General features: G+C 58.4%; 14 protein-coding genes. 8 read left to right on the forward strand and 6 right to left on the reverse strand.

Features of this window, described 5'->3' with window-relative positions; genetic code table 11:
- The first annotated feature begins 14 nt into the window (after nt 1–14).
- The 3 genes from FQB27_RS04760 to FQB27_RS04770 all read left to right on the forward strand — a co-directional run bounded on the left by FQB27_RS04760 (nt 15) and on the right by FQB27_RS04770 (nt 2,767).
- The gene (locus tag FQB27_RS04760; RefSeq protein ID WP_169559695.1) at nt 15–509 is read left to right on the forward strand and encodes a TRAP transporter small permease; all 495 of its coding nucleotides are present in this window, start codon (nt 15–17) and stop codon (nt 507–509) included.
- A complete protein-coding gene (locus FQB27_RS04765) occupies nt 506–1,903 on the forward strand; it encodes a TRAP transporter large permease (RefSeq protein WP_169559696.1) in 1,398 nt (465 codons plus the stop codon). The genes FQB27_RS04760 and FQB27_RS04765 overlap by 4 nt, the downstream gene beginning before the upstream one ends.
- Nucleotides 1,904–2,077: 174 nt before the next feature.
- Nucleotides 2,078–2,767: a DUF1194 domain-containing protein gene (locus FQB27_RS04770; protein ID WP_169559697.1), complete on the forward strand. Its 690-nt coding sequence runs from the start codon at nt 2,078–2,080 to the stop codon at nt 2,765–2,767.
- Between the two features lie 23 nt (nt 2,768–2,790).
- On the opposite strand, the gene FQB27_RS04775 is transcribed toward FQB27_RS04770, so the two are convergent.
- Nucleotides 2,791–3,429 carry a flavin reductase family protein gene (locus FQB27_RS04775; protein ID WP_169559698.1) on the reverse strand — a complete coding sequence of 213 codons (639 nt, stop codon included), beginning with the start codon at nt 3,427–3,429 and terminating at the stop codon, nt 2,791–2,793.
- A gap of 277 nt (nt 3,430–3,706) precedes the next feature.
- Between FQB27_RS04775 and FQB27_RS04780 the strand changes: the two genes are divergently transcribed.
- The gene (locus FQB27_RS04780; RefSeq protein WP_169559699.1) at nt 3,707–4,231 is read left to right on the forward strand and encodes a GNAT family N-acetyltransferase; all 525 of its coding nucleotides are present in this window, start codon (nt 3,707–3,709) and stop codon (nt 4,229–4,231) included.
- A 28-nt stretch (nt 4,232–4,259) separates the two neighbouring features.
- Here the strand turns inward: FQB27_RS04780 and FQB27_RS04785 are convergent, their stop codons facing one another.
- Genes FQB27_RS04785 through FQB27_RS04800 form a run of 4 tightly spaced genes read right to left on the reverse strand, consistent with a single transcriptional unit; the run spans nt 4,260 to nt 11,021 of the window.
- Nucleotides 4,260–6,359: a hypothetical protein gene (locus FQB27_RS04785; protein WP_169559700.1), complete on the reverse strand. Its 2,100-nt coding sequence runs from the start codon at nt 6,357–6,359 to the stop codon at nt 4,260–4,262.
- Nucleotides 6,356–9,118: a DUF4159 domain-containing protein gene (locus FQB27_RS04790; RefSeq protein ID WP_169559701.1), complete on the reverse strand. Its 2,763-nt coding sequence runs from the start codon at nt 9,116–9,118 to the stop codon at nt 6,356–6,358. The genes FQB27_RS04785 and FQB27_RS04790 overlap by 4 nt, the downstream gene beginning before the upstream one ends.
- The gene (locus FQB27_RS04795) at nt 9,115–10,020 is read right to left on the reverse strand and encodes a DUF58 domain-containing protein (RefSeq protein WP_169559702.1); all 906 of its coding nucleotides are present in this window, start codon (nt 10,018–10,020) and stop codon (nt 9,115–9,117) included. Before FQB27_RS04795 ends, FQB27_RS04790 begins: the two co-directional genes overlap by 4 nt.
- A 2-nt stretch (nt 10,021–10,022) precedes the next feature.
- Entirely contained in the window at nt 10,023–11,021 is a 999-nt protein-coding gene (locus FQB27_RS04800; protein WP_169559703.1) for an AAA family ATPase, read from the reverse strand.
- A 79-nt stretch (nt 11,022–11,100) separates the two neighbouring features.
- Between FQB27_RS04800 and FQB27_RS04805 the strand changes: the two genes are divergently transcribed.
- From FQB27_RS04805 to FQB27_RS04820, 4 genes are read left to right on the forward strand one after another with little or no spacing between them, the layout of a single operon-like run.
- Nucleotides 11,101–11,685 carry a DUF1285 domain-containing protein gene (locus tag FQB27_RS04805; RefSeq protein WP_169559704.1) on the forward strand — a complete coding sequence of 195 codons (585 nt, stop codon included), beginning with the start codon at nt 11,101–11,103 and terminating at the stop codon, nt 11,683–11,685.
- Between the two features lie 10 nt (nt 11,686–11,695).
- Nucleotides 11,696–12,319: a CoA pyrophosphatase gene (locus tag FQB27_RS04810; RefSeq protein WP_206374313.1), complete on the forward strand. Its 624-nt coding sequence runs from the start codon at nt 11,696–11,698 to the stop codon at nt 12,317–12,319.
- Nucleotides 12,316–12,591, forward strand: coding sequence for a DUF6111 family protein (locus FQB27_RS04815; RefSeq protein WP_169559706.1), 276 nt, complete (start codon nt 12,316–12,318; stop codon nt 12,589–12,591). The genes FQB27_RS04810 and FQB27_RS04815 overlap by 4 nt, the downstream gene beginning before the upstream one ends.
- Before the next feature lie 6 nt (nt 12,592–12,597).
- Nucleotides 12,598–13,815 (forward strand): CCA tRNA nucleotidyltransferase, encoded by a 1,218-nt coding sequence (locus FQB27_RS04820; protein ID WP_169559707.1) that lies wholly within the window; start codon nt 12,598–12,600, stop codon nt 13,813–13,815.
- Here the strand turns inward: FQB27_RS04820 and FQB27_RS04825 are convergent.
- Nucleotides 13,808–14,581 (reverse strand): hypothetical protein, encoded by a 774-nt coding sequence (locus FQB27_RS04825; protein WP_169559708.1) that lies wholly within the window; start codon nt 14,579–14,581, stop codon nt 13,808–13,810. The genes FQB27_RS04820 and FQB27_RS04825 overlap by 8 nt on opposite strands.
- Between the last annotated feature and the right edge of the window lie 186 nt (nt 14,582–14,767).

Here is a 14,767-nt window from a genome sequence, read left to right on the forward strand (position 1 = left end):
TCCTTCTTGTCGCGATGACTTTGCTTGTATTTACCGAAGTCGTCATGCGGTTCGCATTCAATGCGGGATTCCTGTGGATACAGGAACTGACCCTGCTGGTGTCCGGCTGGTTTGTGCTGTTGGGGGCGTCATACGGCGTCCGGGTCGGGGCTCATATCGGGGTGGATGCGGTTGTTCGCCTGTTGAAGCCGGAGGTTCGGCGCGTCGTTTCGATCGTGGCGGTTCTTTTGTGCCTGTTTTATTGCGGCCTTTTGTTTGTGGGGTCGTGGGAATATCTGGCCAAGATGTACAAGATCGGCCTTGAACTGGATGACATGGTGTTCCCGAAATGGATTGCCCATTCCATTCTGGTGATCGGTTTTGGCCTGCTGATCCTGCGTTTTCTTGAACTTCTGTGGAAAATCGTGAAGAAAGAACAGGACGGTTTCGCGCTTGCCGATGAGGCCAAGGAAGCCCTTGAGGAGTTGGACCTGAGAAAACAGGACCGAAACGGAGGGGCGGATCAATGACGGCAGCCGTTCTTTTTGCCTTGCTGTTCCTGTGCATGTTCATGGGGATGCCCATCGCCATCGCACTTGGTTTTTCCAGTGTGGTGACAATCTATTTCATGTCCGGCGACAGTATTGCCTCGATGGGGTTGAAATTCATCGAGAACCTGACCGAGCATTACACCCTGCTGGCCATTCCCTTCTTTGTCCTGTCGAGCGCCTTTCTGTCGACCGGCGGGGTGGCCCTGCGCCTGATCCGGTTTGCAACGGCAGGGGTCGGGCATATTCGCGGCGGGCTGGCCATGGCATCCGTCCTTGCCTGCATGTTATTTGCCGCGGTGTCCGGGTCTTCCCCGGCAACGGTGGCGGCCATCGGCTCTATTGTTATCGTGGGGATGGTCCGGTCCGGCTATCCTGAAAATTTCGCAGCCGGTGTCATTTCCAATGCGGGAACGCTTGGTATTCTGATCCCGCCGTCCATTGTCATGCTGGTCTATGCGGCCGCGACCGAGGTGTCCGCGGCCCGGATGTTCATGGCCGGGTTCATTCCCGGTATCCTGATGGGCCTGATCCTGATGGTGGCGATCTATATCTATGCCCGGATCAAGGGGTTGCCGTCGCTGGACCGTGCGTCGGCACGCGAGTTTTTCTCGGCGGCGTTCAGTGCGTCCGGCGGCATCATCCTGATCGTGATCGTTCTCGGGGCCATTTACGGCGGTATCGCCAGCCCGACCGAGGCCGCCGCCGTATCGACGGTCTATGCTTTCCTGATTGCCGTCATCGGGTACCGGGACATGGGGCCGCTCAAGGAAGTGCCGTGGCGATATGAGGGGGAAAACGGCCTTGGTGCGGCGTTTCGCAATACGCGCCAGATGATTGTCGCCATTCCCATGTCTTTCTTCTCGCGGGATGTGCAGAAGGTGGTGTTGGACGGGGCAAAGGTCAGCTTCATGCTGCTGTTCATTATTGCCAATGCCATGCTTTTCGCCCATGTCCTGACATCAGAGCGGATCCCCCACATGATTGCGGAAACCATCACCCAAATGGGCCTGCCCGCATGGGGGTTCCTGATTGTCATGAATATCCTGCTGCTGATTGCCGGGAATTTCATGGAACCGTCCGCGATCCTGCTGATCATGGCGCCGATCCTGTTCCCCATTGGCCTGCAGCTTGGGATTGACCCCATTCATCTTGGGATCATCATGGTGGTGAATATGGAAATTGGCATGATCACCCCGCCAGTCGGGTTGAACCTGTTCGTGACGGCAGGCATCACGGGCCGCGATATTGTCTGGGTGGTGAAGGCCTGTCTGCCGTGGCTTTCCCTGCTGCTGATGTTCCTGATACTGGTGACCTATGTGCCCCAGATATCCCTGTTCCTGCCGGAACTGATCGACAGCTTGCGAGGTCGATAGCGGCCGTCATGGGATTCTGACAACAAAGGGGGCGGCTGATGGGGCCGCCCTTTTTATTTTGTCGGTGCCGGCTTTTTGGGGGCGGGTATTGCACCTGCCGGCAATCCCGGTCATAGAATGGACATTAAGTTTTCGGAAGGAAGGGATAAAGGCGGGGATATCGGAAAGATCGGTATGAGGAAGATTGCTGTATGGGGGGGAGCCTTGCTGTGCTCCCTGTGTGTCATGTCTGCCCCCCGGGCAGAACCAGTGGATGTCCAGATCGTTCTGGCCATCGATGTGTCTTCCAGTGTCAACTGGACGGAATTCGGTTTGCAGATGCGGGGGTATGCCGAAGCCTTTCGGGATCAGGAAGTCCATGCCGCCATTGAGGGCGGCCCCGTTGGCCGGATTGCCGTTTCCATGACCCAATGGGCGGGCAGCGGTGAACAGACGACGGTTCTTGACTGGACCGTCATCGGTGGCCCCCAAGATGCAGAGGCCTTTGCCGAACGAATTGATTATCTGCCCCGAAGTTATCCCTTTGGGGGGACGGATATTGCCGGGGCCTTGCGCCATGCGGCGGCCCTGCTGGGGGAAAGTCCCCATACGGCCCCCCGGCAGGTGATTGACGTTTCCGGGGATGGAGAGGTGTCCGTTGGCGGGGCGGTGTCGTCGGCGCGGGATGATGTGGTCGCATCCGGGATTACCATCAACGGTTTGCCGATCCTGAACGAGCGGGCCGATCTTGGCCGCTATTACAGCCGCAATGTGATCGGTGGCGTCGGGGCCTTTATCGAGGAGGCCGATGATTTCAAGGATTTCTCCCGCGCCATTGCCAGCAAGCTGGCGCGGGAAATCAAGGGGATCTGGTACGGCGTATAGTGATCGCCGGGTGAAACGGCCGCCTAGCGGTGGTTCCGGTCCTGTTTTTCCTGATCTGGCCGGGACAGGGAAAAGACTTCTTTCACGGCGGTGTAATCCTTGTATCCCAACCGGGCCAGCGGATGGAATTTGGTCATGTCCACCATTCCGTCCGTCAGGATGTCGTCATTGATGTGAATGCCAAGAACCTGCCCGATGACCATCTTGTTGGGGCGCTCCGGATCGTTGGAAGGCAGATCGATGGTTTGCAGGTAGCGGCATTCCATATTGACCGGGCTTTCCCCGACGCGGGGTGGTTTCACCAAGGTTGAGGGCAACGCGGTAACACCGCCAAGATCAAATTCATTGACCGCCCGGGCGGCCATTTCGCTGGTGGCGTTCATGGCATCGCGGATTTCATAGGTGACCACATTGCACACAAATTCCCCGGTCTGTTCGATATTGGCGAGGGTATCCTTCGGGCCGCCTTCTGAGTGAACCCCGCTGAAGCCAAGAACCACGGTGGGCGGGTTGTCTGACATGGCGTTGAAAAAGCTGAAGGGGGCCAGATTGAGCCGTCCCTCGGTATCCATGCTGCTCACCCATCCGATCGGGCGGGGGCTGACAAGCGCCTTGAACGGATTGTGTTTAAGACCGTGGTGATCCTTGGTTTCATAAAACATGCGGGATAACTCCGTGGGGGTGACGGTAAAGAAATAATAGCCCGCTGAATCTACCGCTCGGATTTTGCCGAGGCAATGACGATTTTAGTGCTTTATTTGCAATAACACATGTGATAGATCGACTTTATGGCAAACGAACTGATCATACGACGACGACGTTTACGTACAACACCCCGTTGCGCCGATTAGTCCTGCCTGCTTTCAACTGACATTCTGAAATCTGGCGGTGCCTGCCTGTCGGCATACCTTGTCCCCTTTCCAGTTCCGGATTTCAGTTATGTATCAAATTCTGCACGAGCAACCGGCCCATGCGGCCAGCATTGAACCCCTTCTCGACCTGTGTTTCGGGCCGGAACGGTTTTTGAAAACCGCCTATAAGGTTCGCCAGGAACTTCAGCCGCTGCCAGAACTCAGCTTCGTGGCGCTGGATGAGGGCGCCCTTGTGGGGACCCTTCGATACTGGCCAATCCGCATTGGCAATCCGGGGGCAAAAGCCATCTTGCTTGGACCCATTGCCATTCACCCCGACCGGCAGGGGGAGGGGATCGGTGTGGCCATGATCCGGCAAAGTCTGGCCCAGGCCCGGGCTGACGGACACCGCATTGTGGTTCTGGTAGGCGATCCTGAATATTATACCCGTTTTGGGTTTACCAGTGCGTCAGAAAGAAAACTGGAACTGCCGGGTCCGGTCGAGGATCGGCGGTTTCTGGTATCCGAACTGATCGATGGGGCGCTGGACGGTATTGGCGGTATGATCGCCGGTGATCCGCAGCAGGACAGGGATCAGGCGGCAATCGGTTAAGGCCTTCCTGATCCTGAGCGCGGGAAAATCAGCGACTTTCCCGCCACCAGGAAAATCCCAGCAAGCCGATCAGCAACAGGGCCGCGACCAGCGGCGGAAACAGGGCCGTCTTGCTGTAGCCGGTCACCTCGAAGTTGCGGTTTTTCCGAAGTCCCATCCAGTATTGTGAGGATTGGGATGCGCCGCTGTCGGTGCGCCGGAAATCCGGCAGGGCAGGATCAGCACTCCAGTGGATTTTACCGTCGGTGGCCTGAGTGACCGGGAGCAGTTTTTCGTCTGTGGTTCGAACATCCCGGCTTTCCAGCGGGTCCATGGCGCCAACGGCGACAAGGGCGGACAAGCCATCCGATGAAAGGCGATACAGGCCATCTTCCGCAACCGGAACCGCCGCCTGAAAAGGCTCTGTTGCCGCACCTTTTTCAAGGGGAACGGTGGTTTTCTCGCCGCCGGGCCGGGTTACGGTGACGGGGGCTGGATCATTTCCCAGTGTGTGCCGCCGGATCTGTAACTGACCCTCGGACAAGGTGGCGGTCAGTTTCTCCTCTTCCAGTTCCGGCTCTTTCATCAGCCAGTGGGATACCCGGCGCAGCAGTTCCGATTGGGGGCCGCCGCCCTCGAACCCACGGCCCCACAGCCACGCATGATCTGACATAAGCTGGGCAACGCGGCCTTTATCCTGCCGGGCCAGCATCAGAAGCGGGCGTTCTTCCGGGCCGGTCATCAGGACGGTGCCATTCTGGTTGTCGGCATCAATCATCCTGAACCAGCGGCCCCAGTCCGTATCGGTGGCCGTCGGGGCAAGACGGGCGGTGACCGGATGACGTTTCCCATCCTTGCTGATGGTGGGGATAAACCCTTGGCGATAGACCGTGCCCGTCGGTTGGCCGGGCAGAACGGTTGCAAGCGGGGTTCGGTACAGGCTGAGCGGGGTTGCAAAGGAAGGGCCCGCCGCTTCCAGCAGGGCGCCGCCCTTTTCCACATATTCCACGATATTCTGCAGATAATGGGGGGCAAGAACCCCGCGCCGCCGATACCGGTCAAAAATGATCAGGTCGAATTCTTCCAGTTTGTCCTCGAACAGTTCCTTGATCGGGAAGGGGATCAGGGACAATTCGTTGATCGGCGTGCCGTCCTGCTTTTCCGGGGGGCGCAGAATGGTGAAATGGACCAGATCCACGGATGGGTCGGCTTTTAGGATGTTGCGCCAGCCTCTCTCCCCCATATGCGGCTCGCCCGAGACCAGCAATACTTTCAGGCGGTCGCGGATGCCGTTGATGGACAGAAAATGGCTGTTGTTCCGAAGGCTCAGTTCGCCGGGAAGGCTGGAGGTACTGATCTCCACAAAATTCTCACCGCCGTGCGGAAGGGTCAGTTCCAGATCGGCGGGCTTGCCGGGGATCACAGCCGTCCGGTTGATGACATTCCCGTCAAGGCGAACGGTGATCAGGGCGTTGTCAAGGCGGGCCGGTCCGTCCGGCCGGGGGTGATCCTCGACCAGAATACGCAAGCTGACCGGCTTGTTGACAATCCCGTAAGCGGGATATTGCTGGACGGTCAGGATACGGTCTTTTTCCTCCCGCTCACCGGTCAGAAAGGCATGGATCGGCTCACTGCTTGCGGGCAGGGAGGCGCTGTCTGGCACATCATGAACCTGTCCGTCCGTTATCAACAGGGTGGCCGCCAGATGGTTGGACGGGGTGGACCGTAAAAACTCCTCGCGGGCCCGGAACAGGCGGGTCCCTTCCTCCCCGTCGGGGGCGACCGTATCTCCCTGTTTCACGGAAACGGTTTGCACTTCAATATCGGGAAAGGCCGCCAGTTTCTGTTGCAGGGCTTGCTGTGTTTCTGTCAGCCTTTTTCGGCGTTCGCCGATAGATTGGCTGTCACTGTCATCCAGCACCAGAAGCACCACATCCTTCAGATAGTTTCTCTGTTCCGAGACAAGCGACGGGTTGGCAATCAACAGCAACAGGCCCGCGACAAGGGCCAACCGGGTCAGGCGTCCCCGGCCACCCTGAAGGATAACCAGCCCCGATACCAGAAGGCTGACCACGACAAGGCCAATGAACCAGCCCCACGCAACAGGGGGCGAGAAGATCAGGCCGGAAAACTGGATATCCTGTATCATTGGCCCAGCCTTTCCAGAATGGCGGGGACATGGACCTGATCCGCCTTGTAGTTCCCGGCAAGGGTATACATCACCAGATTGATGCCAAAGCGGAAGGCGAATTCACGTTGGCGTTCCATGCCGGGGATGACCGCCGCAAGGGGGCGTCTGTCCGGCCCTTCCGCCCATGCCGCGGCCCAGTCGTTACTACCGATGATGACCGACGCGACCCCGTCATTGCCTGCGGTGCCGGAGGTATCCTCCACCCAAAGCTGACCGTCACTGTAGCGGCCGGGAAAGGTTTGCATCAGATAGAAGGACCGGGTCAGGACATGATCAGGGGCGATGGGGACCAGTCTTGGAATATTCAGGTTGCCAAGCATCTCTGCCAGTTTGCGGTTCTCTGCCGATCCCAATCCTGATCCGTCGGGGATGCCCACGGAATACTGGTTGCGGGTATCGAACAGGATGGTACCGCCCCCTTTCAGGTAACTGTTGATCCGGGCAATGGCCTTGTCGCTCAATGCCGGGAAATCAAGCGTAACCGGCCAGTAAACCAGCGGGAAAAACAGAAGCTCGTTTTCCTCGATATCAATGGCGAGGGGGGAGGCGGCCTCGACCGCTGTCCGGCGCCTGAGCTTGTCGCTGAGGCCTTCCAGCCCCGCCCGGCTCATGGTGTCGACCGTTCGGTCCCCTGTTGTGACATAGGCAAGCCGGGTTTCCAGTGTGGCCTCAAGAAGCCGGTCCAGCGTTTCTTCCGCTTTTGCCGTGCCCGGCATGAACGCCGGAACCGCGAGGCCCAACACCAGCAGGACAGGGGCAATCCGCCGGGAGGTCAGGGATGGCAAGCGTCCCTGAAGGTGAAGGGATGCAAGACAATCCGCAAGGACCAGCAGCAGGATCCCGACCAGCAGCAGGGGGCCAAGGTGCCGGGTCGAACCTGATTGGTAGGGCTTTTTAACGCCGGGTATGGTGGCAGGGTCAAGAAGGCGAGCTGACCGGATGCGCGGCGATACATTCAGGGCAACGCGATAGTCCGCCGTTCCGTAATATCCCGGTGGATGATCCGCAGACAGGGGGGGGAGGGCATCCCGCGCCGAGGTCAGGGGCTTTGCAAGGCCCACGTCCGCCGTCAGGGTGCCACGGCCGTCAAGGACTTGCAGGGGAGGCAGGTCCTTGAAGTCGCCTGCATTCCGGTTTTCAAAGCTGCCCAATTGGCCAATTTCCCGCAGCATTTCGACAAAGGTGCCGGACAGAACCAGATCGGACCAGGCGGTGGTTGCTGTTGTGTGAAACAGCACGATCCATCCCTTGCCCCGCCGGTCCGCTGTGACAAGCGGGGTGCCGTCTTCCAGCTGGGCCCATGTTTTCTCTCCAAGGTCCGGGGACGGGTTTGCCAGAATTTGTCGTTGAACCTTGATATTCCGGTCGGCTTCGATCCCGGAAAAAGGGCTGTTTTCAGGAAACGGTCCCAAGGTTGCCACATCACTCCACGACATGCTGCCATCAAGGGTCCGGTTGCCGGTTCTAAGGTCCACGGGCGTCAGGCTTGATCGGGCATTGGCCAGCTTGGGACCGGCAAATCGGATCAGCACCCCGCCCGAGGATATCCAGTTTTCAAGCCGGGCTTCGGTTCCCTCGTTCAGGGTTGCGGTATCCCCAAGAGCGATCAGGGATACTTTCTGCTGGATCAGGGTCTCCGGGTCGCCTGTTCGGAGATCAAAGAACGGGGTCATGGCCTTGCTGAGATAATGGGTCTCGCTCAAGAGGTTTTGGCCCTGCCCCTGATTTTCGCCGGTCGAAATGCCGATGGATTTCCGTTGCCACTGGTTATCCAGCAAATAGGTGGCACCGGCATGTCTTTCCGACTGGATTTCAATGCGTGAAATATCATTCCGCACGTCATTGGGCAGGGTCAGGGAAACGGTCAGTTCGCCCATATCCTCTTCAAAGACAAAAGGTTTGGAGGCCAGTATCTGTCCCTTGTTCCCACGGGCAACCAAGGTGCCAGAGGCCTCAGGCCCTGTGATCAGGCGGCGGATCGGAAACACGGTCCGGGCGGGGTCCGTGATCGGACTATCAATCACGAACAGGGTTTTTCTTTCTGCCGGAAGATAGGTTGTCAGCGGGCCGATTGCGGTCAGTTTGGCCAGAAACGCGGACAGGGTTTCGTCGCCATCATCCACGCTTATTCCATCGGACAGCCAGAAAAATTCGGGCTCCGGCAGGGCTGCCAACTGGTCCAGAAGCGGGGCATGTTGGTCCCGGTCCGCGTTCCACGACCGGATATCCATGGCATGGGAAAAGCCCCGTGCCTCCTGCGGGGAGAGGGGGCGAAGGGACAGGGGCGTGCCTTCGGCGCGGGCGGCTGTGGGCAGGATATAGATCAGTCTTTCCTGCCGCAGAAAATCCTGTATCAGGTTGTTCAGCGTTGTTTGCCGGGCCTCGCTTGTGGGGGCGCTGGTCCAGCCATTATCGACAAGCAGGACGGCGGGTCCGGTCTGGCCGGACGTGAGGGGCAGGTTCAGGACCGGCCGGGAGAGCGCCACAATGATCAGGGTTGCAATCAGCAAGCGCAGGACCAGAAGCCACCACGGTATGGTGGCGGCGCTTTGTTCTTCCCGGCTGATCTGCAGCAGCAGGCGAACAGGCGGAAAGCGAAGCCGGCGCGGTGTCGGCGGTGTCAGGCGCAGCAGCCACCACAGGGCAGGCAACGCTGCCAAGGCAAGCAACATCCACGGGTTCAGGAAGGAAAGAGAGGAGAAAAATGCCAAGATCATCTCCCCTTCTGCAAATAGAGATACAGGTTGGCAAGAATGCGGCCTTCCGGCTCATCCGTCTGGTGAAACAGGTAATCCCAACCGCTTTGGCGGGCCAGAGCCGCAATCCGGGTTCGGTGGCTTTCAAAGAGTGCCATATACTCATCCCGTACGGATTGGACATGTCCGATCGTGCAATGGGTGTCCGGCCCGGTATGGTCATATCCTTCAAAGCGGACACGCCCGGAAAAGGGCAGGCTGACCTCGGCCGGGTCCGCCAGATGGAGGAGCGTGCCGGATATTCCTTGCCCGGACAGGATTGTGATGATGTCTTCCAGATGGTCAGCGGTTGCAAGAAAATCACTGATCAGGACGATCCGGGCACGGGGTGGCAGGTTTGTCTGGCTCACACAGGACTGTAGGGAATTTTGCGACTGTTCCAGCAGGCCACTGGAAAAGCGTTCGAACGCGACGGGGCCGGTGGCGGGTTTGCGGCCTTGGCCAAGAAGGGCGAATTGTTCCCCGGCCCGGGACAGCAGCAGGGCCGAGGCCAGTGTCAGGATGCAGGCAAGGTCCCCCTTGCTGTGACGCGCCGCAGAAGAGGCATACGTCATATCGGGGCCGGTATCGGTCCAGAACCAGACACTTTCCGATGTTTCGTGTTCTTTCTGGCGGATGAAAACCTGATCCCGCTTGGCGCTTTGTCGCCAGTCGATCTTGTCGACAGGGTCATCCTGCTCATACTGCCGGAATTGCCAGAAAACCTCTCCTGATCCGGCCCGGCGTCTGCCATGTGTGCCGGGATTGAAACTTTTCGCCAGTTGCTCCGCTTTCAGCAGCAACGGCGGCAGGGCGCGGGAAAGGCGCTCTGCGACTGTTTTCCTATCCGGCTGTGACGGACGCGCCCATCGGGGTTTCCACATTGCTATCTCAGGGGTTCCAGCAGGGCGGCGATCACGTTTTCAATGGTGATCTGTTCAGATCGTGCCGCAAAAGAAAGCGCCATGCGATGCCGGAGTATGGGCAAGGCCAGTTCAATAATATCATCCACCGACGGGCTGAGGCGCTGGTCCAGCAGGGCCTTGGCCCGGGCAGCAAGGATCAGGGCCTGACTGGCGCGGGGGCCCGGCCCCCATGAAACATAGCGGTTCACAAGATCGAAGTCGCTTTCGCCGGGGCGGGCGTTTCGGACCAGTTTCAGGATGGCTTCGATCACCTGATCGCTGACGGGAATTTGGCGTACCAGCTTTTGTGCAGCCTGAAGATCGGCCGCCGTCAGAATCCGGGTCGGGGCCTGTTCCATTGTCCCGGTTGTTTCAAGCAGGATCCGCCGCTCCGTATCCCGGTCCGGATACTCAATGTTGATCTGCATCAGGAACCGGTCAAGCTGTGCTTCCGGCAGGGGGTAGGTGCCTTCCTGCTCGATCGGGTTTTGGGTTGCCAGAACATGAAAGGGTTGCGGCAGAAGGTGTTTTTCACCGGCAATGGTGACAAAGCCTTCCTGCATGGCCTGCAACAGGGCGGATTGGGTTCGTGGGCTGGCCCGGTTGATTTCATCGGCCATCAGAAGCTGGCTGAAAACGGGGCCTTTCAGAAACCGGAAATGCCGTTGTCCGTCCGCTGCGGTGTCCAGAATTTCCGACCCCAGAATATCGGCGGGCATCAGGTCCGGGGTGAATTGGATGCGTTTTTCATCCAGTCCCAGGACACTGCCCAGAGTTTCCACCAGCTTTGTCTTGGCCAGTCCAGGAACCCCGATCAGCAGGGCATGACCGCCGGACAGCAGGGTCACAAGGGTCAGGTCAATGACCTGTTCTTGCCCGAAGATATGCTGTGCGATACCTTGTTTAAGATCCGCAATCTTGTCGGAAAGTGCCTCCACCTGCCGCATAATATCGTTATTGGTATGGGTGGTATTTTCCATGGCACACACAAGTTCCTTTTGAAAATCAGCCGACCTTGTTTAAATATATCAATAAAATAAGCTAGTATAAGGCCAAAAAATGACAAGCGCACCACAACAGGACGGACTGAACGCGATCTTACGGCAGATCAAGGACCAGAAGCATCCGCCTGTGCATTTGTGGAACCCGGATTTCTGCGGCGATCTGGATATTCGTATCGCCCGGGACGGGACCTGGTATTATCTGGGGTCACCCATCGGTCGGAAACCTCTGGTGAAACTTTTCTCCAGTGTTCTTCGGCTGGATGAGGATGAACGCTATTATCTGGTGACACCGGTCGAAAAGATCGGGATCACGGTGGATGACGTTCCCTTCAACGCGGTTGAAATGTTCTGGGAAGGGGAAGGACGCGATCAGGTGCTCAGTTTCCGGACCCATGTGGATGAGTTTGTGGTGGCGGACAAGGACCACCCGATCCGCCTGACAATAGATGAGGACACGCAGGAGCCCAGTCCCTATATATTGGTCAGGAATAATCTTGAAGCCTTGATAGGCCGTTCTGTATTCTATGATCTGATTGAACTTGCCACAGAGGAAGAGATCGATGGACAGACACGGTTCGGCATCTGGAGCAGTGGCGAGTTTTTTGATTTTGGGGCAGTGAATGACGTTTTGGGCGAATAAAAGATCCGTCTTGCAGGAGACGTTTCAGTCGGTTCTGGATCCGTTGCCGGTGCAGCAGGGGACAGGCCCGAATGAAACGGGTGTGTTTCGGGGCGATCATGACCTGAACCCGGCCAGTTCTCCGGCGCGGGGGGTGATCTACAAGCCCGCAGCGGTGCTGGTGCCGATCGTGTATCGGGATCATGGGGTTTCCGTTATCCTGACCCGCCGGGCGACCCACCTGAACAAACATGCCGGACAGATCAGTTTTCCGGGCGGGCGGGCCGAAGCCAGTGATCTCACCCCTGTGGAGACGGCCCTTCGGGAGAGCCACGAGGAAATCGGGCTTCAACCCCGCAATGTGGAGGTTGTGGGACGGCTGAATACCTACCTGACGGTGACCAACTATTCCGTGACGCCAGTTGTCGGTTTCGTCGATCCGGGGAACGACCTGATCGCGGAAGAGGGCGAAGTTGCGGAAATCTTTGAAGTGCCGCTTGAGTTTCTGATGGACGCGCAAAACCACAGGAAGCACAGCGGTTTTCACAACGGTGTGGAGCGTTTCTGGTACGCCATGCCGTACAAGGACTATTATATCTGGGGAGCAACAGCGGGAATGTTGAAAGATTTGTCAGAGCGGGTGCCAGCCAAATGATCAGAGGGCTTCTTTTTCACCTGATACCGCTTCTTCTGCCATTCGTCGTCTATGGCATTTACCTGTATTTCAACAAAAAGCTGGGCGGCGAAAAGACATGGAAAGGCCGTTCGGTCGCGATCAGTACCCTGATCGGCCTGATCCTGATGGCCGTCAGTCTGGTCACCCTTGGGGTGTTGGATGGGGACCCGAAAGACGGGGTGTATGTCCCGCCCCGGTTTGAAGATGGCAAGCTGATCGATTCCACCGTTTTGCCGTCCGGCAAAGATTGATCTGTCATGACCGGGCATGTCTTGCTGGACTTGGCGGAGCAGCCGCCGGATTGGCTGTCCTGCCCGGAAACCTGTGAGCTGTTGCGCCTTATCCATGAGGCGGGCGGTGAAGGAATGTTCGTGGGCGGGTGTGTCCGCGATGCGCTGATCGGCCGGACAACCGATGATCTGGACCTGTGCACGGACCTGCGCCCGGAAAAGGTGATGGAAGCGCTGCAGGAGGCAGGCCACAGGGTCATTCCAACCGGCCTGAAACATGGGACCGTCACCGTGCTGATCGGGCATTTCCGCTATGAGGTCACGACCTTGCGGGTAGATGTCCAGACCTTTGGCCGCCACGCCGAGGTCGCCTTTACCCGTGACTGGGCCGAAGATGCCCAGCGGCGGGATTTCACCATGAATGCGCTGTATCTTGCGGGCAATGGGGACCTGTTCGACCCGGTGGGCGGTCTTGACGATCTTGCCGCGGGACGGGTGCGGTTTATCGGCGATGCCCACCAAAGGATTGCGGAGGATCGGTTGCGTATCCTCCGGTATTTCCGGTTTTTGGGGCGGTATGGTGTTGCCGCACCGGATCAGGAGGCCCTTGCCGCCTGCCGGCAGGCCGCGGCAGACCTCGCCCATCTGTCGGCGGAGCGTGTGTCGAAGGAGCTTCTGCAGATTTTGGCCCTTGATCGGCCCGCGACCGTTCTTGAGGAAATGCAGGCCTGCGGCGTTCTTGAGGTCATATTCAAGAGGCCTGTCCGCCTGCATGGTGTGTTGGCGCTTCTGGCGCTACCACTGCAGACAGATGCGGTTCTTCGTCTTGGCGCCGTGCTGAAATCCAGCGGCGCGGATCCGCTGGAATTTTCCCGGCGATTGCGGCTTTCCCGGCATATGGAAACACGGCTTTGCGCGATGCTGGATGGGGGCCTTGGGGCGACCCTTGATGAGGGGGAGCAGAAGGCCAGCCTGTACCGGCTGGGGCGCACCGTCTTTACGGATCAGTCCCTGCTGGCATGGAGTGAAACAGGATCAGATCGCTATGCCGCCTATGTGACGCTTGCGGAAACATGGCATGTGCCAATATTTCCAGTCACCGGCAAGGATCTTCTAGACCTTGGTCTTCCGCCCGGTCCGAAGGTTGGGAACATTCTGGCCGCGCTGGAGGAATGCTGGATCGCATCGACGTTTTCCATGGATCGCAAGGCGTTACTGGAACGGGTGTCCTCCCATCTTATCTGACCCCCAAAATCCAGCCTTCTTCTTTTTCAGAGGCCGCCCGCTCGTCCTCTTTCAGCCAGTCGGGCGCGGCGAATTGGGCGGAAAGGGTGCCGGCCTCCTGATGCTTTAGCAGCCAGTCGCGGGCAGCAGTGACCTGCCGGGCGTCTTTTACAGGATGGTCAATGGCATCGGATGGGGTCAGGCTGGGCCAAAGTTCGGCAAGGATAACCCCGTTCAGGTCTTTATCCCAACCCGTATCAAACGGCCAGAACCGGACTGGCATGTCGGGGCCTTGTGACCGGGCCAGATGATAGAGGGCGTCAAGGCCGGTCAGGGTCTGGCTGCCAACAGAGCCTTGCCCCAGAAGCTGCCAGACATTCATGATCTTGTGTCCATCGGCGCGAAGGTGGGCCTCTACCTGTCGCCATTCCCTGAAATGATCGTGCCGGAAGGGGGGCTTGCGCCAGTCCAGGTCCGGCAGGTCCAAAGCTTTGGGACGGCCCCAGAAGGGGCCCGCCTGCGGGGAAAACTGTCCGTTCAGCAGGTTTGCCACCTGAAAGCGGTTGTTGCCGTTGCGGGCGTCTGTTTCCAGATATCGGGCAATTTTCTGACCGGCTTCATAGCCGCCGCCAAGGCCGCTGCCAGCGGGATAGCCCAAGGGGAAATCAAAGGCCAGTAACGCATTGCCCTCTGTCCCGTCCAGCAGGGCGTTGATCCGTTCCAGACAGGCGTGGCGGGTCCTGAAATATTCAGGCTCTCCTTGTTCGTCGGAGGTTTTCCACGCCATCCAGCATTTGTCCGGCGATGGTTTTACCGGGCCGGGGGTGCTGGCGGCGGACCAGTCAATTACAGCGATCAGATCAAAGATGCTCTCTCTCCGCTATGATTGGGACAGATTGTTTTTTCTGCTATATCATATTCAGGCTTTCAAGTCGGAAGCGGAAAGGCCGGGGCCACGAAAAAGACAAAATTT

The organism is Sneathiella chinensis (assembly GCF_012720115.1).
GTDB lineage: Bacteria > Pseudomonadota > Alphaproteobacteria > Sneathiellales > Sneathiellaceae > Sneathiella > Sneathiella chinensis.

Coding starts and splice junctions, on each gene's coding strand:
- FQB27_RS04815 (WP_169559706.1), top strand. CDS start 12,316: ATGATCAGAGGGCTTCTTTTTCACCTGATACCGCTTCTTCTGCCATTC.
- FQB27_RS04825 (WP_169559708.1), bottom strand. CDS start 14,581: ATGGCGTGGAAAACCTCCGACGAACAAGGAGAGCCTGAATATTTCAGG.
- FQB27_RS04770 (WP_169559697.1), top strand. CDS start 2,078: ATGAGGAAGATTGCTGTATGGGGGGGAGCCTTGCTGTGCTCCCTGTGT.
- FQB27_RS04775 (WP_169559698.1), bottom strand. CDS start 3,429: ATGTTTTATGAAACCAAGGATCACCACGGTCTTAAACACAATCCGTTC.
- FQB27_RS04785 (WP_169559700.1), bottom strand. CDS start 6,359: ATGATACAGGATATCCAGTTTTCCGGCCTGATCTTCTCGCCCCCTGTT.
- FQB27_RS04805 (WP_169559704.1), top strand. CDS start 11,101: ATGACAAGCGCACCACAACAGGACGGACTGAACGCGATCTTACGGCAG.
- FQB27_RS04820 (WP_169559707.1), top strand. CDS start 12,598: ATGACCGGGCATGTCTTGCTGGACTTGGCGGAGCAGCCGCCGGATTGG.
- FQB27_RS04780 (WP_169559699.1), top strand. CDS start 3,707: ATGTATCAAATTCTGCACGAGCAACCGGCCCATGCGGCCAGCATTGAA.
- FQB27_RS04760 (WP_169559695.1), top strand. CDS start 15: ATGACTTTGCTTGTATTTACCGAAGTCGTCATGCGGTTCGCATTCAAT.
- FQB27_RS04795 (WP_169559702.1), bottom strand. CDS start 10,020: ATGTGGAAACCCCGATGGGCGCGTCCGTCACAGCCGGATAGGAAAACA.
- FQB27_RS04790 (WP_169559701.1), bottom strand. CDS start 9,118: ATGATCTTGGCATTTTTCTCCTCTCTTTCCTTCCTGAACCCGTGGATG.
- FQB27_RS04765 (WP_169559696.1), top strand. CDS start 506: ATGACGGCAGCCGTTCTTTTTGCCTTGCTGTTCCTGTGCATGTTCATG.
- FQB27_RS04800 (WP_169559703.1), bottom strand. CDS start 11,021: ATGGAAAATACCACCCATACCAATAACGATATTATGCGGCAGGTGGAG.